Consider the following 21,710-nt stretch of genomic DNA (forward strand, 5'->3'; position numbering starts at 1 on the left):
ATTGTAAAAAGGGGGAATAGATTTAACAGCATTTAAAGTGGATTAGTGATCTTCATTATATCTTTGCTTTGGCCCATCGGTCAAGGGATTCCCGCCATCATGCATGCTGAAAGCCGCCTTTGCGCCTCTATTATAGTCTGAATGCCGCTAAAATAAATCCGGATAGTTCATCCAAATAAAATGGGATTTGGAGCTGTTTTAGGCGTAATTTTTGCATCTTATAATGGGGAATGGCGCTAAAGATTGGTGAGCGGCCTGCCGATAATCTCTCTGGTGTTTCTTCCTCAAAGGCCTTGTTCGCGCCTTTTTCTGTTTACAAACCATCCTTGATAGCAACAGGGGGTGCTTATGTTCAAAAATGTAAAATTGGGAACCAAAATTTTGGGCGCCGTGATCCCGATTATGGTGCTTCTTTGCCTTGTGGCGGGCTTTGCATACAACGGATTCCAAAAGGTCGCGGATCGGGTGGAAAAGGGGGACGACGTCAACCGGCTGGTGAAAATCTTTCTGGAAACGCGCCGGCAGGAAAAGAATTTTATGCTGCGCGGCGAGGAGGAGTACTTGATCTCCGTCCGCAAGAACCTCTCTGATATTACGGCCCTGGCCAAGGCTTCCAAGAAAAATTTTCAGTCCGGCGCCAGCAAGAAGCATATGGACGAGGTGATCGGCGGCGCGGACGAATACGCCCAGGCCTTTGAGGCTTATGCGGCTTCCGTGGTTCAGAGAAACCAGGCTTTGGAAAGAATTGATGCGTTGGCCGAATCGGCCATTCAAGAGGCCAAAGATATCGGCGAAGAGCAAAAAGGCCAGTTGGACCGGATCCGGTCACACAGCAAGCAAATGATTGCGGACACCCAGTGGAGCGCCGAGGCCGCCGGAGAAGTGATCTACATGATTTTCGACGCCCGGGGCGCTGAGAAAAGTTATCAGCTCACCAGTTTTGACAAATACGCCGATAAGGTTCAGGAATCGGGCGTTCAAATCAACAGTCTGCTTAAAAGCATTGAAAAGAAATTGGACAAGGAGCCCGGTAAAACCCTGGTTAAAGAGGCTTTGGCCGCGTCTCAGGCTTATTTCGACGGCTTTGCAAAAATTGTGGAAATGACCAAAAATTATGAATACTCCCAGGCCGCCGAAGTCCGGGAGGAGGCCTCCGCCCAGGCGGATTTGCTGGTGCAAAAGGTGGAGGAGTTGACGGAAAACCAAAAGGCGGTATTGAACGAAATCCGGGATGAAGCAGAGGCCCAGACCAAGGATAAAATTGAAAAGGCCGACTCTTCTCGCAAGCTGGTCCAGTGGTTCTTGGAGGCCCGTCTGGCGGAAAAGGATTTTGTCAATTCCCAAGGCGGGCTCGTTTATCTGGATGCGGTCAACGCAAGGATCGGCTCCATTTTGTCTCTTGGCGAAGACCTGGAAAACGGGTTCACCCAACAGCGCAACAAAGAGAGGATCGCTGCGGTCATGGACGCGGTTCGCGCTTATGTGGGCGAGTTCGGCGCCATCGCTTCCCTGATGGAAGAACAGCAAATGGCGGAGTACGGGATGGTGGAGTCCGCGAGAGAGGCCGTTAAAGTCTGCGCAGCCGCCCGTGATGAACAGAAGGCGAAGATGCTGGACGTCATATCCTCCACCACGCGCAATATGATCATAGCGGCTCTGGGCGCTGTAATTCTGGGATTATTTTTAGCGTTGACAATCACCCGCAGCATTACCAAACCCATCCACGCCGTCATCTCCGGCTTAAACGAAGGCTCCGAGCAAGTAGCGTCGGCTTCCCAACAGGTTTCCTCTTCCAGCCAGTCTCTGGCGGAAGGCGCTTCCCAGCAGGCGGCCGCGCTGGAGGAAACCTCCTCCTCGCTGGAGGAAATGGCGTCTATGACCAAGCAAAATGCGGAGAACGCCGGCCAGGCCGACAATCTCATGAAGGAGACCTCCCAGGTGGTGCAAAAAGCCGGAGGATCCATGAGCCGGTTGACCCAATCCATTGCGGACATAGCCCAGGCCAGCGCTGAGACTTCCAAAATTATCAAGACCATAGATGACATAGCCTTTCAGACCAATCTTCTGGCCCTGAACGCAGCCGTGGAGGCCGCCCGGGCCGGGGAGGCGGGCGCCGGGTTCTCCGTAGTGGCCGATGAAGTCCGCAACCTGGCGACCAGGGCCGCGGAAGCGGCGCACAACACCTCCTTTTTGATCGACGCCACCATGCAAAAGGTGACCCAGGGCGCCGACCTGGTGGAAATAACCAATGAAGCATTTGGGGAAGTGGGAACCAGCGCTTCCCGGGTGGAAGGGCTGGTTGCGGAGATCGCCGAAGCCTCCCAAGAGCAATCCCAGGGGATCGAACAGGTGAATAAAGCCGTGACGGACATGGACAAAGTCACCCAGCAGAACGCCGCCAACGCCGAAGAGTCGGCGTCCGCCTCGGAAGAGCTTAACGCCCAGGCTGAGCAGTTGCAAAGCATGGTGGCGCAGCTAAGCAAAATCGTCGGCGCCAAGGCCAAAGAGAAAAAGGCTCAAGCCCCAAAGCCCCGGCCCAGAATCACCGCCCGCAAGGCTAAGCCGCTGACGGATAAAGAAAGCGGCCAGGGGAGGATTGTGGATCCGGAACGGGTCATACCCATGGATGACGAGGATTTTACAGACTTTTGAAAAGCCGGAATTGACAAGGGGAATGCATAATGAACAAAAAGGCCGCCCAAGATAAACGGGCGGCCTTTTGAGTTGCTTCTACTGGAAAGAAAATCCTTTTGCCCAAGGATTCTTATTCGTAGGTTCCTGCGACCATGGCATATTGCGTGTCCGGAACCTGTAAGATGTACGCCATCTTGGTGGAAGGGGCGCTTTCTCCCGGTTTGGGCCACATATAAGTGACCCAGCCTTCCCCCTGCTCTTTGGCGGTCTTTACAAATTCGGAGTAGAACATTTTGCCGTTGGCGTCTTTGATCATAAGAAGGCTCATCCCCAGAGATGTCTGGTTGAAAGGATGGGCGATGTTGGATACGCTGGCCAAATCCACGCAAAAAACATAAGAGTCCTTCCAAACAAAAGGCCCCTTAGGGTTATTGATTTGCTTGACGGCTTCGTCCATGCCTTTGTCTTGAAACAGGGCTGCTGCTTCCTTGCATTTTTGAACGCATTCTTCCTTTGTCGCGGACTCTGCGGCCCAAACAGAGCCCAAAAGCATTCCGCAGATGACAACCGCGGCAATCAGGGTTTGCCAAATCCTACTGTGCTTCATCACTACATCCTCCATAAAGAAAATAAATGAATAACCGGAATCGCCTTTGATTCCAGGAAGGGATTTTTATCCACATGTGAGCATTTGGTAAAGAAAAGAATCCTGCTTTGTAAGAGGGGGCGGAAAAATAAAAAAGCCAGTCAAGAGAATACCAATTAAATCCCTTGGAAAGACGGGCTGAATCTGGGTGAAGCCTCTTACTTTCTTGAGCGCAGTCACGGGCGTTCAGCAGATTTTGGCGTCTTTGGGAAAATAAAAAAGGGCAAAGGCCGGTTGGGCGGCCTTTGCCCTTTATACAATACAAGTTTTTTTGTCGCCTGCTATCCGGCCGGGGTCACGTAAATGGGCATGCCCATCAAAGGCCAAATAACGCCCACGGCAATGGCCACCACCACCATCAGCATTGCGCTGGCCGGGATGCCGTACATGAAGAACTCCCCGGTGGTGAATTGCTTGGAGTCGTAGGCGATGGCGTTGGGAGCGGCGCCCACAAGCAGCAGGAAGGGCATGCCGGCAGTCACCAGCGAGGCGAACAGGATGCCTTCCGGGGCAGCGCCCAGGTAGGGAGCAATAACCAGGGCCACGGGCAGAGAGATAGCGATGGCCGCCACGTTCATGATGAAGTTGGTCATCATCATGACAAAAAAGGCGATGCTCATGATGAACACAAAGGGGCTGGCTTTTTCGAACATGACCAGCCAGTTGACGGCCAGCCATTCCGCGGCGCCCGTATCCCACAGGCAGAAGCCGATGCTCATGGCGCCGGCGAAAAGCAGGATGATGTTCCAGGGAATCTCCTCCAGATCGTCGATATCCAGGATGTTCAGGATAAAGAACAAGATGGTGGAGCACAAGATGACGGCTGTTTTATGCAGTTTGGGGAATCCGTCAATGAGAGACCCCAGGGACATAATCAAAATAACCGAGCCTACGATAACCGCCGCAAGGATTTCGTTTTTGGTGATGGGGCCGTTGTTGGCGTCCAGGTCTTTGGCTTTTTGGCGCAGGCCGGGGATCGTTGTTTTTTCAGGCTTCAAGAAGACCATGAAAAATCCCCACAGCAAAAACACCATCAACCAACCGATGGGGAACATGAACTTGGTCAGTTCAAAAAAGCCCACGGTTTTGCCGACCACGTCGTTGTAAAAGCCGATGGCCACGGCGCCGCGCGCAGCGCCCAGCAGGGTCACGATGCTGCCTGCGCCGGCCACGTAAGCCATGCCCATAAACAAGCCTTTGCCGAACTTGGTCTGCTTGTCGCCTTCTCCGTACAAGGCGTAGATGGTCAGCAGCAGGGGGTAAATGGTGGCGGCCACCGCCGTATGGGCCATGATGTGCGCCAGGGCAGCTGTGACGATGAAGCAGCCGAGGTAGATCATGCTGGTTTTTTCGCCCACCACAATGAGCATTTTATAAGCCAGCCTTTTGGTAAGGCCCGTCTTGGTGAAAACCATTCCAATGACGATGGAGCCAAAGATAAACAGAACCGAGGGGTCCATGAAATCCTTGAACGCCACTTTGGCGGGGCGAATCAGGAACAACGCCTGCAATGCGCCGATTGTCAGGCTGGTGACGCCGATGGGCACCACTTCAAAAACCCACCAGGTGCCCGCCAGCAAGAACACCGCCAACGCCCCCTTGGCCTCCTTGCTCAACGGAAAGTGGACCCCGTTAGGGTCCACCGCATCAGGCAGCGGCGGGCAATAATACACGATGACAAAGAGAGCTACGCCCAGCATCAAAAAACAAAATCGCTTCCAATCAAACGGCTCTTTCGCTTCAATATTGCTATCCATATCTTTTTTATTCCTCACTCCAAACCGGCCGGCCAAGTCGGTCGTCGTCCCCTTTGACGCCTGATTCCTCTCACCCCTTGCCGGACTTTTTAAGTGGTCATCCGGGGTGAACCCGGGTTTGCAATCCCAAGTGTGTTTATCAAAGTATTTATTGCCGTCCAAGTGTTTTTTTTCACTTGTTCGTTGCAAAAAGATTTTAATACGCAAAAAAAATCGCCAAAACAAGAGGTTACACTTTACGAAGAAAAAGGAAAAATCGACAAGATTGTTTAAAAACAAATCAGAGGCGGCGTTTTTTCAGGGCGAGGGGACCCTTTTGGAGCGGTTTGAGAACGCGCCGCTCAGGATCGGCGGATTTTTTTCCGGACTGGAGCGCCGGGGGAGAAGTTATTCCTTGATCTTCCAGGTTGCGACATACTCCGTGCGCTCGGGTATGCGGGAGAGCCCTGGATCGGATTCCGTCCAGCAGCCTTCCAGCCCTTTTTCTTTGGCGCTCAGCTCGAAGTGACACATGGCGATGCCCATGTCGATCCTTTGGAGGTCGGATTTGAAAATATTTTTGTAGGCCTTGTTTCTGGTGAGGAACAGGTGGAAGCAGGAGCCGCTGTATATGATTCTCCAGGGCTGCCGATTGGAGGCGGAAGGCGCCAGCCGCACCATTTCCAAGGGAGTAGAATATTCGCCGGCGGCATTTTTCGATAGAGTATTGGAAAAATCGTTGAGAAAAAACAATTCGTGCCATGGTTTGCGTTTCATGGAGCCTGCGCCTGCAGCGAACATGGCGTCCACCAAGGTCTTTCTGGGGGCCCGGATGCCTACAGGGCAAATGCAAGGCAGGGCTTCGTCTTTTTGCAGCCCGATTTTTTCCGCAAAAATGGTGTGCTTCAAGGTGCCGCCCATCCAGCAGGAGCCTAAATCCAGGGCGGTGGCGAACAGGATGGCCTTTTCGAACAGGTAGCCGTAATCTTCCAGGTATTTGGGACCGGGTTTGACAGCGCCTACGATGAAGTCTCGGGCGCCTTTGATGACGCCGTAGGTTCCCGGAACCCGTTTGGCGCCGTCCACGCCGGCATCCACCAATTCGAATCGGGTTTGGGAGTTAAAAGGAGGAATCCCCGGGTTTGCCAGGAACTCCTCCATTTTTTGCTTGGCATCCACTGGCAGGGAGGCGCCGGAAAAGCTCCTCCAGGAACACCGTTTTTTAATCAGGTCGATAAACGGGACATTCATGTTCATAATCCAAGGCCTTTGTTTGAGTTGATGCCGCGAAAAACGGTTTTCGCCAGGCTATTTTTGGAAAAACAGATACGCTGCCAGTCCCACCAGAATTCCTGCGAATATTTTCTTGAAGCTGGCCGTGGACACGCCTTCCAGCAAGCGTGGGCCTATTTGCGCTCCGATGATTCCGCCGATGCCGAGCATAATTCCAGCCACATAATCTACGTTGGACAACTTGTTATGGGCGATGATCGCCGAAAACGAAATAACCAGGATGGCCATAAAGGATGTCCCTACGGCTTGTTGAGCCTCGTATTTCATGAACAATAGAAGGGGGACGATTAAAAAGCCGCCGCCGAGCCCTGAAAAACTGGCGCCCACGCCTACTAGCACCCCAAAAGCGGCCAACATTGCATACAAGCCATAACCCGCCATATAAGCACCTCCGTAAGAGAAACACCCTCTCCAATCGCCTCCGAAAATGCCATACCACACCTTGCGGAGCCTGACCAGTTTCATTCATGCAATTGACAACCAAAATCGCACGGGGTAGTCTGTGAGAAGAATCATGCAAAATTGATCAATATCCTATTTCATTCTCAGGGAGATATATAACATGCAGTTAGGAATCATAGGCCTGGAGCGGTGCGGAAAGACCACCTTGTTCGAGGCCCTGACCCAAAGCGAATCCGACCCGGCCCGCAAGGGAGAGGTCCGTATTGGAACCATCAACGTGCCGGACGACCGGGTTGACATCCTCAGCAAGATGTACAACCCGCGCAAGACCATATACGCCCAAATACAATACGTGCTGCCAGGCGCCAGGGACGCCCAGGCCAAAAGCGCCGACGCCATCTGGAACCCGGTGCGCACCTGCGACGCCCTCATCCATGTGGTTCGCAATTTCGAGGACATGGGCGGAGAAGCGCCCGACCCTGCCAAGGATTTCAGCAAGCTGGATCAGGAGTTGGTTTTCGCCGATTTGATCGTGGTGGAAAAACGCCTGGAACGCCTGGAGCTAGACGCCAAACGGGGCAAAAAAGTGGACCCCGAGGAGTTGGACCAGCTCAAGGCCTGCCACGAGCTTTTGGAAAACGACAAACCCATCCGGACAAATCCGGATTTGGCGGCCGCGCCCAAGCTGCGCGGATTCACCTTTGTCTCGGCAAAACCTACCCTTATCGTGTTCAATAATGACGAAGGAGATGAGGCCATGCCCGAGGTTCCCGGCCTGGGCGAACACGAGTCCTGCATGGTGGTTCGCGGCAAACTGGAGGCGGAACTGGCCATGATGGATCCCGAGGAGGCCGAGGTCTTTTTGGAGGAGTACGGCGTCACCTCCACGGCCAGGGATCGGATGATCCGCAGGTCCTATGAGCTATTGGGCAAGATGTCCTTTTTTACGGTGGGCGAAGACGAAGTCCGGGCGTGGACCATTTCCCGCGAAACTCAGGCCGTGGACGCAGCGGACGTTATTCATTCCGACATCAAACGGGGTTTTATCCGCGCGGAAACAATGGCATATCAGGATCTTATAGATACAGGTTCCTACGCGGAAGCCAAAAAAGCCGCCAAGGTCCGCCTGGAAGGCAAGACGTATATCGTGGCGGACGGGGACATCATAAATTTCCGTTTCAACGTATAGGCGCCTATATAAATAGGTATAAATTTTTTTTCGGGGCGATTTTTTGTTCCAACAGGGTTGAAAAAGCCGCGGATTCGGCGCCGGGAATCAGCCTGGATTCACGCCGATCCGGCAGGGGGGAACTCGTTGGCGCGCGTATTGATGATCAAACCCAAGCATCCCCACTTCAAGGGATTGAACAAGACCGCAACGCCGCCCCTTGGCCTCATGTCCCTGGCCGCCTTCGCCAGGGAAAGGAGGCCGGGCAAAGACGTCTTTGTTATCGCCGACGAAAGGGTCGCCCCTCGCACCATGGACGATTGGGCCGATCTGGTGCGCGAATTCAACCCGGACCTTATCGCCGTCAGCGCCGTAACCGTGGAAAGGCGCCGCCTGGAAAGAATCGCGGCCCGGTTTAAAGCGGACTTTCCTGAAACTCCCATCATCGTGGGCGGCCCCCTGGCCAGCGCTTCCGGCGCCAGGGTTTTGGAGTCGGGAAATATCGACTACATCCTTCAGGGAGAAGGCGAGGTTGGCTTTACGGATTTTTTGGACGCCCTGGAAAATGGGGACAGGTTTCCGGAGCGGCCCATCAGCGGTTTGGCGTTTATAAATAAAGATCAAACCCTGGTGGAAAATCCCATGAATCTCCATGTCCCGGACATGGAGGAAATTCCCATCCCGGCCTGGAACCTGATCGACCTCGCCGACTATCAAAGCCTGAGCCACTTCACGCCCATCGACTCCTCCACCCGCTACGCCGTATTGTTCACCTCCAGGGGGTGCCCCTACGGATGCATCTACTGCCATAGAATTTTCTCCAAAAAATTCAGGCCGATGAAAGCCTCTCGCGTCGTGGATGAAATGGAATTCCTGGTGAAAACATACCAGGTGGAGTCCTTTGAGATTATAGACGACATATTCAACCTGGATTACGGCAGGGCCATGGAGTTTTGCCGCGAAATCAAAAGGCGCGGCCTCAAGGTGAGGATTTCCTTTCCCAACGGGGTGCGGGGGGATCTTCTGGACCGGGATCTCCTTCAAGAGTTGGCTTCCGTGGGCGTGTATGAAATGGCTTTCGCCGTGGAGACTGCCAGCCCGCGAGTTCAAAAGCTCATCCGAAAAAACGTCAAGCTGGACAAGATCAGGGAGAACATAGCCATTGCAGCGGAAGCGGGGATTTTCGCCTGGGGGTTTTTTATGCTGGGCTTTCCCACGGAAACGCGCAAAGAGTTAATGCAGACCATAAAGTTTGCGTGCGCCTCCAAACTTCACGGCGCCTATTTTTTCACTGTGGTGCCCTTTGAAGGCACCGATCTGGCCGCCATGGCCGCCGCCGAACACGGTTTGCAGCCCAAAGACCTTTGGGGGGATTATCACCACGTCAACAAGTCCATCGCAGGAGTGGGCGCCCGGGAGCTTTCCCTGTTTCAGGCCCTGGCCTTTTCCCTGTTCTTTTTCGACCCGCGGAGGGCCTACCGGATCCTGCGCGACTATCCCCTGGACCGCATGCAGGCGGTGCGCAAGTTTTTGGCCCTCAGCCATTTTCTTTTTATTGAAAAGCCTCTTGGATTAATTAAGGATTCCTTCCGCAGCCCGGCCCGCTCCGCCCGGGACTGACGGACAGGGTAGGCGTTGTTTTCTTTTTTGGATGGGTGGAGCTATCTAAACCCAACAAACAACATTTGTCGGGTTTGAAGTCCACCCGCGTTTTCGGCTATGAGAAGCGCAAAGCCGGACTTCGTAACCCGACCTACAACTTTTCTAAACGCGACGTAGGTTGGGTAGAGCTTGCGAAACCCAACAATATCTTTCTATTATATCAGCCTGTTGTCAATGGGTGTCATTCCCGCAAGTCGGAGCCCGCCGTTATTATAATCTTACCCGGGAATTTCAATATCGATTATAAGGCCGCCTTTGGGGTTGGCGCTGGCGGATATGGTTCCGTAGTGGGCTTCCACGATGCGTTTGCACAAGGTGAGCCCCAGGCCGGTTCCGCCGGTTTTTCGGGACCGGCTTCTGTCGCTTCTGAAAAAGGGGTCGAAGAGCCGGGGCAGGTCCTCTTCGGGGACTCCCCGGCCGTAATCCATGACCTGGATATTCAGGCGGCTTTCCTTTTTTTTCGCAATCAGGATCGGTTTGGCGTTCGGCGGGCTGTACTTGACGGCGTTATCCAGCAGGTTGTCGCAAACCCGGTTGAACAAATCCGGGTCAAGCATGATTTCCATATCCTCGACGGAGGAGTTAATTTCCAGAACCCTGTCCGTATAGCGGCGCTCAAACCGTTCCCTGGTCTTTTCGAGAAAACCGGACATGGCGACCCGGCGCAAACGCACAGGGATGGAGGCCGGGCTGCTGGAGGCTAGGTCCAGGCGGGCGCTGGCCAGAACATTTTCCAACAGGCTTTCCAACTCAGCCAGGTCGGAGCCCATGCCTCTCAGGCGCTCCATGGTTTCCGCAGCGTCCCCGGGGGCGTCTTCACACAGCTCGATGGCAACCCTAAGCCTTGCCAGGGGGGTTCGGATTTCGTGGGAAATATTGGCCAACAGTTCTTTTTCGCTGTGAATGCGCTCTTCCAGGCGGTCCGCCATGTTGTCCAGGGTTTTGGCAAGCTCGCCCACTTCGTCCTTCCGAATCACGCCGCTCCTGGCGGATAGATCTCCGGACGCCAAAGCCCGGGCGCTATTGCTGAGGCGTTCCAGAGGCCGGGTGATGGCCCTGGCCAGCGGCCAGGACAGGATTCCCACGGTCAGCAACACGGCGCCCAAAGCCAGGAACAGTCTCCGGGGGCCTCCTCCTTTGCCGTCTATCACAAGATAAGGCGCGTCATCATCCCCCAGAGGCATGGAATACACCCATATGCCATGGGACCGGATGGAGCGCCATTTGCCAATGCAGCGATGGTTCTTGGCCTCCAGGGCTGGGGGCGGGGCCCCGCCTGACGCGGCCAGCCTGACTCCGTCTCTTGTGTACACGGCCGCGCCGCTGTTGACGAGGGAGGCAATATGATCCAGATACTTCTGCAGTTCAACCGGCTCGTTCAATCTTGCGTGCAACTCACTCGTTACCCACTCCCTGATGCGGTGGGGGCTTCCGTGAAAACGGGCGTTGGGCTCTACAATGATAGAGGGTAAAACCGCCGCTACCGTGGCGGCAATGATGAGGAGCAGCCCGAACAAATAGATGCGCCAGAATAATTTTCCGGGAAGATTCATGAATTTCCTCTGCTGAGGTATTGGTAACCTGCGCCGCGCACCGTGCGGATTCGCTTGGGATGGCGGGGATCGTCCCCGATTTTTTGCCGCAGCCGGGAAATATGCACGTCAATGGACCGGTCGAAAGCCTCCTCAGCGTTGCCCTTGGCAAGCTCCATCAAACGCTCCCGGGAGAGCACCTGCCCGGCCCGTTCCGCCAGGGCCTTTAGCAGGGCGAACTCGTAGGTGGTCAAGTCCAGAGGGGCGCCGTCCAATGAGGCGATGAGGGCGGCGGGGTTCAGCATGAGGTCGCCCACGACGACCACGGAGCTGCGGGGGCCTGCCTGGCCCCGGGCCCGGCGGACCATGGCCCTTATGCGGGCGAGCAATTCCCTGGGGGAAAAGGGTTTGGGCAGATAGTCGTCCGCGCCGATCTCCAGGCCCATGACCCGGTCGGCTTCCTCGCCCCTGGCTGTGACCATGATGATGGGCACGTCGGAATGCTCCCGGATGCGCTGACACACGGAGATTCCGTCGCGCGCCGGCAGCATGAGGTCCAGCACGATGGCGTCGAATCGATGCTGCAAGGCCTGCTGAAGCCCGGCTTCTCCGTCTCCGGAAAGGGAGACGGCCAAGCCGTTGCGCTCCAGGTATTCCCGGGTGAGCTTGGCCAGCCGCTGGTCGTCTTCGATCATCAGGATGTTGATCAATGATTGTTCCATGGCGAAATCATAGCGTAATCCGGGGCTGATGAAAACAGAATAAGAGATTCATCAGCCCCGTTTCATCCGGTCAACGATTAGCAGGCCTGGCTTTCCAGGCAGACGGGCTCCGGCTGATTGTTCTGCACATACTCGGTGATGTCGATGCCAAAATGCACGAACAGATCCTCGCGGCCGGGCAGGGGAATCCAGTAGGTGTCAATGACCATGCCCAAAGCGTCGATCATTCCTACTTTGCGTACGGCGCTTTGCTGCTTCATGGCCTTTCCGGCAAGGCATCCCTTGTGCATTTCCTTGCCGCCTTGCTCGTAGCAATAGGTTCCCGGCGCGTATCCAAGGGCCTTGCCCGCCTTGTTGCAGTCCACGATCAAACGGTCCTTGTTGTTCAGCATGACCGGAAAGGGAAAATTGTCCCAAAACAGGTGAAAACCGTCCAATATTTCCTGTTCCACTTCCATATTATTCATGATGCGTTCCTTTCCTCTTGCGTCCGGGTCGTTAAAAACGTTTTTAGAAGCATTCCTCTCGTTTGGATTTGATGTGCTCCAGCAGGGCGTTTCTCTGTTCAACCGTGAGCACGGCGGACATATCGGCCAATTTGTCGGCCGTCCTGTGGGCGAATTCGGTCATCAGGCGGATTTGCTCGTCCAGTTGTTGGTGCAGGTCCTCCCGGTCAATTTCTTCGGCCAAAAGGGTTTCCACCATGGCCGTACGGGAATTTTTCCCCCTTTGCCTGACTGTTAGCGCGTCTTCCAGGAGCAAGTGGGCAATATCACGGATTTCCTCTTGCTGGGCCTCGTCGGCTTTGAGCTTGGACAAAGCCCGGTCCAGGCCTTTTTCCACGCGAAGCGCCGCAACCTCCGGATCATGGTTGAAGCGGCAGCTATCGCGGCATCCGGCGAAAAGAACGCCCCCCAGCACCATCGTTAGAACGAGAATTCCAAAAATTTTAGGCATCTTTTTTGTTTTCATCTTCATGACAATCTCCTTTGTTTGGAAGGTTCAACAACAACGTTGCACAGGAGTCTGCCACGGTTTTCTTGCGTGAGTTTGTACGGATTGTTAAGAAGTATGAAGCTGAAGAAAAAAAGGGCGTCCCCTGTTTATACAGGGGACGCTTTTTTTAGGCCGGATTTTGGAAAAGGCTTAGAGGTCGCCCATACCGCGCTGAAGAAGCTCCGCGCCGATGAGCAGACGGCGTATTTCCGAGGTGCCGGCGCCGATTTCGTAAAGTTTGGCGTCGCGGTAAAATCGATTGATGGGGTAATCCAGGGTATAGCCGTAGCCTCCGTGGATTTGCAGGGATTGGTTCACCGCTCGGGAAGCGGATTCCCCTGCGAACAAGACGGCGGCCGCCGCCAGCTTGTGCACATCGGTTCCCTTGCCGCCGGAGCTGGCTTTATCGGCCAAAACCGCCGCCTTGTATGTCAGGCAGCGGGCCGCCTCCATCTCCACGTACATGTCCGCCAGCTTGGCTTTGATGAGCTGGAAGTCGCCGATGGGGCTGCCGAACTGCTTGCGTTTTTTGCTGTATTTGATGGCAAGCTCCAGGGCCGCCTCGCCAATGCCCAATGCCATGGCCGCCACCACGGCCCGCTCCAGGTCCAGGCCCGTCATCATGATATGGATGCCGTTGTTGACGTCGCCCAACACCTGGGACCGGGGAACCCGGCAATTGCTGAAGACCAGTTCGCCGGTGGGGGAGCCTTTATTGCCGATTTTTTCCATCTTGGGGGGGATGATCAGACCGTCGAAATCCCGTTCGATGATAAAAGCAGTGATGCCGCGGGCTTTTCGTTCCATGTCGGTTTTGGCGTAAACCATGGCCACGTTCATGACGGGGGCGTTGGTGATGAATATTTTGCCGCCGTTGAGGATGAAATCATCTCCGTCAGGATCGGCCGTGGTTTGGATGCCCACGGCGTCGGAGCCTGCGTCGGGCTCGGTCAGGCCCATGCATCCGTACCATTCGCCCGAGCAAAGGCTGGGCAGGTATTTACGCCGCTGTTCTTCCGTTGCGTTTCGATAGATGTTGTGCGTGCACAAGTTCAAATGCGCCCCATAGGAGAGAGCCAAAGCTGGGCAGACGCGAGCGATTTGCTCGGTGGCGAGAACGGTCGCCGTCAGATCGTAACCCGATCCCCCGTATTCCTCGGGGATGCCAAGGCCAAGGAAACCCAGGTCTCCCATCTTCTGCCAAATGCTGTCCGGGAACTTGTCCTCCCGGTCGATTTGTTCAGCAAGGGGACCGACTTCCTTCCTCATAAAGTCCGCCACGTTTTTCTTAATCATTTGTTGTTCCGGGCTAAGATCAAAATCCATCTTGATACTCCCTTCTTTGAAAATGGCGCAACTCGACGCACCCTTCCTGGGGCCATTTGGGCATTACAATAGTCGGAGAAGATTAGGGTTTTCCTGATGCGGGCCTTGGACGGCTAGCACGGTTCTCAAGGCTTGATTGAGAACAAGAATAGCCTCGCAAAAGTATTCCGTGCAAGGTTTTTTCCCTTTTGGGGTTATTTGGTTTATAATGTAACGATCGTAGAAAAAAAGATCGGGTGAAAAAATGAAGAAGGAAACATCCCGAATGAATTCTCTGCATTTTCATTACCTTCTTTTTATCACGCTGTATTAATTGGTAATTATCTCTCTTTGGGTGGGGGATTATGTTGCCCTGAACCATAAAATGGCCGAAAGCGGAACCGCAATCCCAGTTTTTTGGGAGGCCGCCGGATCGCTATTTTTTTGAGGCTAATTCTGATTTCAGGTGATGAGGGCCGTTTTTGGAGCAACGCGTTTTTTGTGATTCAATCGGGGCCGAAAACAGGAAAACCCTTGATATACATACCATGAATGCAGAGATTGTTGATTTAAGGCCTGGGAAGCCTGACAGGACGGCGTCATGTTGCATTTAGGCTGTTTTGAAGAATTGTATGTTTTTTTGAGGCGGATTCAGAAAGACGCTGGGTCCCCGTTTCCGGGAGTGCGTCATGCCGCCTCCCTGCACGGGGATGACGGGGAGAGCGGGCCGCTGCGTTTTTTAGGTCGTGGATGCGCCTTCGCCAATAACCGGGCTAAATCCCAAGGTCCTTCAGCTATTTTTGCCATGTAAGATCGTTATCCCGGCAAGGGCGATCCGTTTTTTGGGGATCGCCCGCAAGGCGGGACCCATCGTCCTTTGCCCATTGATTGTTGGGACGCTATTGGTTTTTTTGTATGGACGCAGCGGGGCGTCCATGAAACGGGGAAAAAAAGCAGGCGTGCGCGCCGGAAATAAAAAAGGGCGGCGGTTCCGGCTGCCATGGGCAACCGGAACCGACGCTCTTGATGTTTTAAGGCAATATAAATCGGGAGGCTGTGACACTACCCTCCCTTGGAGCGTCTTAAGCAGGCGTCACCGTGACAAAATGCTCCTGCATGGCGATGGCGCCGCCGGCCGGGTCCCAGTTGTCCAGGCCGCCTGTCATGAGGCGGTTATCCGCCGCGCCTTTGCCGAAAGCGCGGGTTTCAGCCTTGAGCCGATGCCCGAAGCCGTGGACCATAAAGACCGCCTCGGGATGGATGCAGTCGGTGACGCGGGCCTTGATGCTTTCCCGGACTCCGTTCTTGGCCACGTTAACCGTGGCGCCGTCCTCGATGCCCAGGGCTTCCGCGGGTCCGGAGTGGATCCACAGGACGTTCTCCGGCATGAGTTCGGAGAGGGCCGTGTTATTGGCGGTATGCCCCTGGGTGTGGGTCGCCACCCTGCCGAAGGTCAGGCGGAAGGCGCCCTCCGGAGGATGCTGGGGAGACTCATAAGGCTTGAGGGAGTTTATGCCGGCGTCTTCCAGCTTTTGGGAGATGATTTCGATCTTTCCGGACCGCGTTTTAAAGGATATATCTTCCTTGGCTTTATAAACGGGCTTGTCGGCGAAAAGAATCCGGCCCGTTTCCTTGAAATCGTCGATGGTGTATCCGGTGTCCTTCAACTGGAAGGCCCAGACGTCTTCCACGGAGTCGAAGACCAGTTCGGGCAGGTCCAGGCGTTTGGCCAGGCCGGACACGATTTCCCAATCGGCCTTGGAGTCGAAGCGGGGCTCCATGGCTCTCTGGCGCAGGAAGAAATAGGGCTGCAGGGCGTTTTTGGCGGCAATGATGCTTTCCCGTTCCAGGTAGGTGGACAAGGGCAGGACCACGTCAGAATGCCACGCGGTGTCGGACCAGGAAAAAGTGACGCTGACCATGAGATCCAACTTGTTGAAGGTTTCCTTCAAGCGGTCGGGATCGGGGAAGCCCATGAGGGGATCGTGCCGCCAGGCGATGTAGGCCTTGATCGGGTAGGGATCTTCGGTTTCCATGGCCTTGAACAGCAGATGGGTCAGGCCGGGGCCTTTTTCAATATGGGGCAGCTTCCAGCCTGCGCCGTCCACGCGATCCTCCTCCGGGGAGGGGTAGAGATCCATGAATTTTTTCAGAGAGCGGACGCCCATGTCTCCGGGTTTGTTCACAAAGGGCAGGCCGCCCTTGGCGCCGTAGGAGCCCAGCAAGGCGTTGATGATATACGCCGTACGGGAGACGTGGAAGGAATCCTTGTAACGGGCGGTCATCCAGCCGGGATGCCAGATCACAGCGGGGGCGGCGTCGGCCAGTTCTCTGGCGAAAGCCCGGATGCTTTCGGCGGACACGCCGCATTCCCTGGCGGCCCAGTCCGGGGAGTAGGGCTTGACGAATTTTTCCAGGGCGTCCATGTCCTGAATGTGTTTGGATGCAAAATCCTTGTCGTAAAAGCCTTCGTTCAAAAGCTCGTGAATGACCGACAGATTCAAGGCGTAATCCGTGCCCGGACGCACCATGAAAAAACGGTTGGCCTTGGTGGAGGAGACGTTAGCCCGGATGTCGATCACGGTAAGGCGGCATCCCTTGTCCATGGCGTCCACCAGGTCGCCCACTTCCTGCACGTTCACCGCCTCGAACATGTTCCGGGATTGGAGCACCACGTGCTTGGCGTTCTTCAGGTCGTATTCCACGGCCTTGCGGCCCTGGCCCGTGACAGACAATGCTGCGTGCTGGACGTTGCGGGCGCAGGAGGCGTCGTGGTTGCAATAATTGGGAGTGCCCAGGCCCCGGAGAAAAGCCCGGTGCATGTCGCGGAAGGGGCCGCCGCGGTCCGACAGGGAGACGGCTCTGGGGCCGTATTTTTCCATGACCCCTTTCATTTTGTTGGCGATGTAATCCAAGGCCTCGTCCCAGGATACGGCTTTCCAATGCCCGGAGCCTCTTTCGCCCACGCGGATCAACGGGCTTTGGGGCCTTTCATCGTCTTCCACCAGGGCTTTGCCGGCGACTCCGCGGGGGCACACGCCCTTCATGGAGGAAAAATAGGGGTTTCCCTGGATGAACCTTACTCTGCCGTGCCCGGTTTCCACCTTGATGGGGCAACGCACGGTGCACATGCCGCAAATGCTGTAAGTCGTCTTTAACGATTCGGTCAATGGATTCTCCTTGGTTCTTAAAGATGCGCTTTGACGCACTTCCAAAATTGCAAACAGCCGGACTTCGACAGGACATTCCAGCCGCATATTCGGGCGGCCCGCCGCAAGAAAAAGCAACGCCGCCTATTCTCTGTTTATCGGAAAGACAATCATACCTCTTGATTGTTTGGGGACGAAAAATCGTGAAAGTGCAGAAATCCATAAAAGCCGCAAGCTCGAAGGCTTTCAGCATGGAAGGGGAGATGCTTCGCAGTCGTTTTCGGCGCTCCTTCACGTCATCCTGTCCGCCGAATAATTTACCAAAGGCCGACACGGTATGTCAATAATGATACAATGATAATCATTACATTTTGCTGTTTGCTTTCTTATGGGGAAGGAAGTATTCCGATCGTTCAAAAATCCTAAAAAGACAGTGTGTTGCAAAAATGTCAGGTTTGGAAATTGCCTTGGATGGTTATATTCTGTTAAGACTAGCCCGGTAAGTAACATGGACCAATAGGGCATATAAAGGTGCGCATGGCTTCGAAAGATCAAATAAAATTTGCTTGGCTGAATGAATGGATGAGCGCCCATGGGGTGGAGTTATGGGGCGGGGCGGACTTGCAGGAATTTGAAACGCCCACAGATGAGCACGGAGACGGCTTTCCCGGGGCCGTGTCTTTCGGCCTGCCCATGAGCCCGGAGATCATGCAGTCCATCCGCAAGGGGCCCAACCACGCCTATGCGGCGGAGTACACGCGGGTGAACAACGAGATCAACCGCATCGCCCTGGAACTGGCCCACGCCATCTGGTCCAGGGGATTCCGGGCCAAGACTCTGGCCGCTTCCATGCGTACGGATTACGAGAACATCCGGGGAGACTTCCCCCACAAAACGGCAGCCACCCGGGCCGGTCTGGGATGGATCGGCAGGCATTGCCAGTTGGTGACCCGGCCTTACGGCCCCTGGGTTCGCCTGGGCACGGTTTTTACGGACATGCCCCTGGATTGCGGCCCAGTTAAAGATGTAGGCCATTGCGGAACGTGCAGAAAGTGCGTGGAGGCGTGCCCGGCCGGGGCTTTAAGCGGAAAAAGTTGGCGGGCCGGCGCGCCCAGGGAGGATATCCTGGACGCGCAAGTCTGCGACATGTATAAAAAAACGCATTTTTTCGAATTCCACAAAGGGCATAATTGCGGCATTTGCACCTCCGCCTGCCCCTACGGGAAGAAAAGGGCGGAATGACAGCCCTTATTTTTTCTCCATCAAAGCCAGCTGGAGTTCGGGCATGGTTACATTGTTTTTAATGCAATAATCCCATGCCTGGTTGGCCATGTCCTGCATTTCCTTTTGATCCTGGCTGACTTTCGCGATGGCGTCCACGGTTTCGGGCTTGACGTATCCCAGGGTGACTGCGTCGCGTCCCGCCTCTCTGGCGGCGTCCAGGACGCGGTTGTTTTCCTCGTCGAAAATGGGATTGTTCAACTGCTCGGAAGCCGGGCGGTAGATCTCGCCGATGATGTTCATGCCCCAGTCCCCGCCTGCCGCGGCCAGGTAATGGAAATTGGCCGAAAAGGCGCCAAAGTGGGAGACCTCGGGGAATCCGCATACGCCGATAATCACCGTGTTCTGGACGTCCTTGTATCCCTTGCGATGGGGGTGGGTGGTGTGTCCGTCGCCCCGGGGAATCAGGTAGGGCTCCACCGAGGGCAGGGTGCGCTCGATGTATTTTTTCAGCAGGGAGATGATGCCGAAATGATACAAGGGCGCGGCGTAAACCACCAGGTCGGCCTCTTCGGTCTGCTGCATGATTTCCGGCACGTCATCCTTGAAGATGCAGACTCCCGGGGTTTTGGTCCAGCAGGTGAAGCAGCCCTGGCAATGGGCGATTTTTTTATCGCGCAGGTTGACGATTTCGGTGGACGCCCCGGCCTGTTCACATCCTTCCAAAAAGGCCGCCGTGACCACTTCGGTCTTGCTCACGCCGTCTTTTCGCGGGCTGCCCTGGATGACCAGAACCTTCTTGATGGAATTGGGCTCGGCTTTTCCGTATTGTTGGTAATGGGGAAATTGAAGGGACTTGGGAATGGGATTTTCCATGGATGACCTCCTGTTAGCCACGGTGATTAATTTTTTAGTCCGGTAAGACGCCAGGACGGCTATGTCTTGTCAAGCCCGGACTCCTCCAACGCTTTTACGGTATCCTGCATATTGCTCATCACATCCTCGGCGAACCTCAACCCGCATTCAAAACAGAGCAGTTCAAAGGGGTCGGCGTACGCCCGGATGACCGGTTCGTATTCCCGGAGCTTTTCAAACATCTTATCCAGGGAGTTCATGTAGTTGACGGCCAGCTCCCTGCGTTCGTAGGGCTCCAGGTGGGCGAAGAAAAACAGCCGCGCCATGAAGGAGTTTCTGTATTTGTCCAGGCCCAAGGGTGCGCGCATGGCTTCGTGAAAAGCCTCCCGCCCCTTGTCCGTTATGGTGCAGAGCTTTTTGTTGGGGGCGCCTTCCTGGATCATCAACTGGGATGTGATGAGTCCGGCGGCCTCCATTTTTTTCAAGGCCGGATAGATGGAGCCGTAGCTGAGTCCTGAAAAAAAGCCGAAGGACATATCGAATTTTTGGCGGATATCGTATCCGGTCATATCCTGGTTCATGAGGAAGCCCAGGATCATGGTTTGGATGTCCATGGCGGATCCTTTCGCTATGTTGGGGTGATATATATCGTTTTGATATATATCAAGTCAATAGGGAGGCACGAAAAAAATCCTAAATCCAGAGGGAAAAAACTATGTGAAATGATAATTTTTGATAAAGTTTTAGTATGTTAGGTGGAAATGTTAAAATAACGTTTGCTGCTCGGGCGGAGCGGTTTTTTCAAGCTCTATGGGCGCCAGGCAGTCAGGGGCGTTGTGGGAGGGAGAGTTGACCGCCTTGGACACCGGCCAGATTTGAATCTCTCCCATGAAATTGTTTTCCAAAAGATTGTTTAACGCTCCGGAGTCCTGGTTTTGAGGGTCCAGCCAGGATGCCCAGGCCTGGGGCTGAAGAATGACGGGCATTCTGTGATGGATTGGGGCGAAAGACGCGTCGGCCTCCCGGGTGAGGATGGTGAAGGAATGCAGAGCCTGGCTGTCTGAGGGGGCTTCCCGGGGCTTCCAGACTTCCCATAGGCCGGCATAGGCGATCATCTTTTTTGGGGCCGGAGAGCAGTAATAAGGCTGTTTGGCGCCCTTTCCGCCGGTCCATTCGTAAAATCCGTTGGCCGGAACCAGGCACCGGCGCTTTTTAAAGGCCGAGCGGAAGCTGGGCTTTTCCGCCGCGGTTTCGCTCCGCGCGTTGATGAGGCGGGCCGCGCCCGCCGCATCCTTGGCCCAGGACGGAACCAACCCCCAGGAAAAGGCCTCCAGGCGGGGGCCTTTGTCGTGCACGATCACCCAGGCCTTTTGGGTTGGGGCGACGTTGTAGCTGGGCTGAAAGTTTTCCGGCGTATCCCGGACGCCCAGGTTTTCCAGGTCGTCGCCCTCAAACCAGAATTGAAGAAATCTTCCGCACATGCCGCGCCTCCGGGGTGATCATGTTGACGCACGCTGGTTGCAAGCCCTAACGGCGGTTGCCGCTTTCCTTGTTTTCAAAGTGGACGAAGTCGATCAAAAAGACGGCGCCCAAAAACAGGGCCTTGCGCTCCACGGGCCAGTCCTGGGGAAAGACCACGCCGAAATTGTCGGCGTCGGTGAATCCTTCCGTAAGCAGGCCGCTCCATTCTTTGGTGATCTTTCCGTATTCCATGTCCTGCCCGTCCAGGATGTTGAACGTCCACGGGTGCAGGATGGGGCCGAACAGGTGGTAAATTTCGTTTCCTGATGAATCCAGAACCGAGTATTTTTTTCGCAAGATGGAAAATCGCCGTTTGATGGTTCCCAACAGCCTGTCGCTTCCGTCGAAGATGTCCGCCGTATGGAACCAGAACCGGAAGTAACGCCTTACTTTGAGCTCCGGGCGTTGGTCGAGCGACAGCAAAAGGATGGTGAAAGGCCGGAGGGCTTTCAGAATCCATCTCCACAGAAAGAAGCCTCCGTCCTCCACAGCGGTGTACAATTCCCGTCCTTGGACGTCGAAAACCGAGTAAGCGTTTTTGGTCTCAAAATCCGTGACGATTTCAATCCATTCCTTTTTTTGCTGCACCACCAGCGCGTCCAGCGACTCCAATTGCCTCATGGGGCTCTCCTTGCAATGGTTGTCAATGATTCCAGGCCAATAAGATTTGTCTCCACTTAGCACGTTGCACCGGTCTGTTTCAAGCGTTGAGGATGAAAATAGAGGCTTGCCACGAAAAGGGAATCATAATAGGAAAAGCAAAAGGCGGGGCGCCATGTTCGGATTTCAGGGGGCGCGATCTTTCTCTCTGCTGTTGTGCCTGGCGCCTTTTGTTTTTAATCAGGAGACAAGGGCATGCCCTCGAAGT

At 54.8% G+C, this 21,710-nt stretch carries 18 protein-coding genes; 4 read left to right on the forward strand and 14 right to left on the reverse strand.

Going from position 1 to position 21,710, the window contains the following annotated elements; translation table 11 throughout:
* Window positions 1-348 precede the first annotated feature (348 nt).
* Complete coding sequence (locus tag BUE18_RS14865; RefSeq protein WP_073476899.1) at window positions 349-2,652, forward strand: methyl-accepting chemotaxis protein; 2,304 nt, start codon at window positions 349-351, stop codon at window positions 2,650-2,652.
* 112 nt (window positions 2,653-2,764) lie between these two features.
* Here the strand turns inward: BUE18_RS14865 and BUE18_RS14870 are convergent, their stop codons facing one another.
* From BUE18_RS14870 to BUE18_RS14885, 4 genes are all read right to left on the reverse strand, one after another.
* Window positions 2,765-3,241, reverse strand: a complete 477-nt coding sequence (locus tag BUE18_RS14870; protein ID WP_073476900.1) for a cache domain-containing protein — start codon at window positions 3,239-3,241, stop codon at window positions 2,765-2,767.
* Window positions 3,242-3,561: 320 nt separating this feature from the next.
* Complete coding sequence (locus BUE18_RS14875) at window positions 3,562-5,037, reverse strand: SLC13 family permease (protein ID WP_073476930.1); 1,476 nt, start codon at window positions 5,035-5,037, stop codon at window positions 3,562-3,564.
* A 387-nt stretch (window positions 5,038-5,424) separates the two neighbouring features.
* Window positions 5,425-6,273 carry a nitroreductase family protein gene (locus tag BUE18_RS14880; protein ID WP_073476901.1) on the reverse strand — a complete coding sequence of 283 codons (849 nt, stop codon included), beginning with the start codon at window positions 6,271-6,273 and terminating at the stop codon, window positions 5,425-5,427.
* Window positions 6,274-6,324: 51 nt separating this feature from the next.
* Entirely contained in the window at window positions 6,325-6,690 is a 366-nt protein-coding gene (locus tag BUE18_RS14885; RefSeq protein ID WP_083611046.1) for a sulfite exporter TauE/SafE family protein, read from the reverse strand.
* A gap of 181 nt (window positions 6,691-6,871) precedes the next feature.
* On the opposite strand from BUE18_RS14885, the gene BUE18_RS14890 reads away from it, so the two are divergent.
* Window positions 6,872-7,900 (forward strand): DUF933 domain-containing protein, encoded by a 1,029-nt coding sequence (locus tag BUE18_RS14890; protein ID WP_073476902.1) that lies wholly within the window; start codon window positions 6,872-6,874, stop codon window positions 7,898-7,900.
* 141 nt (window positions 7,901-8,041) lie between these two features.
* Window positions 8,042-9,499 (forward strand): B12-binding domain-containing radical SAM protein, encoded by a 1,458-nt coding sequence (locus BUE18_RS14895; RefSeq protein ID WP_073476903.1) that lies wholly within the window; start codon window positions 8,042-8,044, stop codon window positions 9,497-9,499.
* Between the two features lie 260 nt (window positions 9,500-9,759).
* Here BUE18_RS14895 and BUE18_RS14900 read toward each other — a convergent pair whose 3' ends face one another.
* The 6 genes from BUE18_RS14900 to BUE18_RS14930 all read right to left on the reverse strand — a co-directional run bounded on the left by BUE18_RS14900 (window position 9,760) and on the right by BUE18_RS14930 (window position 17,266).
* Complete coding sequence (locus BUE18_RS14900; protein ID WP_073476904.1) at window positions 9,760-11,094, reverse strand: HAMP domain-containing sensor histidine kinase; 1,335 nt, start codon at window positions 11,092-11,094, stop codon at window positions 9,760-9,762.
* On the reverse strand, window positions 11,091-11,795 hold the full coding sequence (locus BUE18_RS14905) for a response regulator (protein ID WP_073476905.1): 705 nt from the start codon (window positions 11,793-11,795) through the stop codon (window positions 11,091-11,093). Before BUE18_RS14905 ends, BUE18_RS14900 begins: the two co-directional genes overlap by 4 nt.
* Window positions 11,796-11,872: 77 nt before the next feature.
* Entirely contained in the window at window positions 11,873-12,262 is a 390-nt protein-coding gene (locus tag BUE18_RS14910) for a hypothetical protein (protein WP_244549330.1), read from the reverse strand.
* Window positions 12,263-12,305: 43 nt separating this feature from the next.
* Window positions 12,306-12,773, reverse strand: coding sequence for a Spy/CpxP family protein refolding chaperone (locus BUE18_RS14915; RefSeq protein WP_073476906.1), 468 nt, complete (start codon window positions 12,771-12,773; stop codon window positions 12,306-12,308).
* A gap of 168 nt (window positions 12,774-12,941) precedes the next feature.
* Window positions 12,942-14,117 (reverse strand): acyl-CoA dehydrogenase family protein, encoded by a 1,176-nt coding sequence (locus BUE18_RS14920; RefSeq protein WP_073476907.1) that lies wholly within the window; start codon window positions 14,115-14,117, stop codon window positions 12,942-12,944.
* A gap of 1,061 nt (window positions 14,118-15,178) precedes the next feature.
* A complete protein-coding gene (locus tag BUE18_RS14930) occupies window positions 15,179-17,266 on the reverse strand; it encodes a molybdopterin-containing oxidoreductase family protein (RefSeq protein WP_073476933.1) in 2,088 nt (695 codons plus the stop codon).
* Window positions 17,267-17,782: 516 nt separating this feature from the next.
* On the opposite strand from BUE18_RS14930, the gene BUE18_RS14935 reads away from it, so the two are divergent.
* Window positions 17,783-18,487 carry a 4Fe-4S double cluster binding domain-containing protein gene (locus BUE18_RS14935; protein WP_083611047.1) on the forward strand — a complete coding sequence of 235 codons (705 nt, stop codon included), beginning with the start codon at window positions 17,783-17,785 and terminating at the stop codon, window positions 18,485-18,487.
* A 6-nt stretch (window positions 18,488-18,493) separates the two neighbouring features.
* On the opposite strand, the gene BUE18_RS14940 is transcribed toward BUE18_RS14935, so the two are convergent.
* The 4 genes from BUE18_RS14940 to BUE18_RS14955 form a co-directional block, all read right to left on the reverse strand.
* Window positions 18,494-19,342 carry a flavodoxin family protein gene (locus BUE18_RS14940; RefSeq protein WP_073476909.1) on the reverse strand — a complete coding sequence of 283 codons (849 nt, stop codon included), beginning with the start codon at window positions 19,340-19,342 and terminating at the stop codon, window positions 18,494-18,496.
* Window positions 19,343-19,401: 59 nt separating this feature from the next.
* Window positions 19,402-19,935: a PadR family transcriptional regulator gene (locus BUE18_RS14945; protein ID WP_073476910.1), complete on the reverse strand. Its 534-nt coding sequence runs from the start codon at window positions 19,933-19,935 to the stop codon at window positions 19,402-19,404.
* A 150-nt stretch (window positions 19,936-20,085) separates the two neighbouring features.
* Entirely contained in the window at window positions 20,086-20,802 is a 717-nt protein-coding gene (locus tag BUE18_RS14950) for an SOS response-associated peptidase (protein ID WP_073476911.1), read from the reverse strand.
* 46 nt (window positions 20,803-20,848) lie between these two features.
* Window positions 20,849-21,463: an LURP-one-related family protein gene (locus BUE18_RS14955; RefSeq protein ID WP_073476912.1), complete on the reverse strand. Its 615-nt coding sequence runs from the start codon at window positions 21,461-21,463 to the stop codon at window positions 20,849-20,851.
* Between the last annotated feature and the right edge of the window lie 247 nt (window positions 21,464-21,710).

The sequence above is a fragment of the Desulfatibacillum alkenivorans DSM 16219 genome, from assembly GCF_900142135.1.
Taxonomy (GTDB): domain Bacteria; phylum Desulfobacterota; class Desulfobacteria; order Desulfobacterales; family Desulfatibacillaceae; genus Desulfatibacillum; species Desulfatibacillum alkenivorans.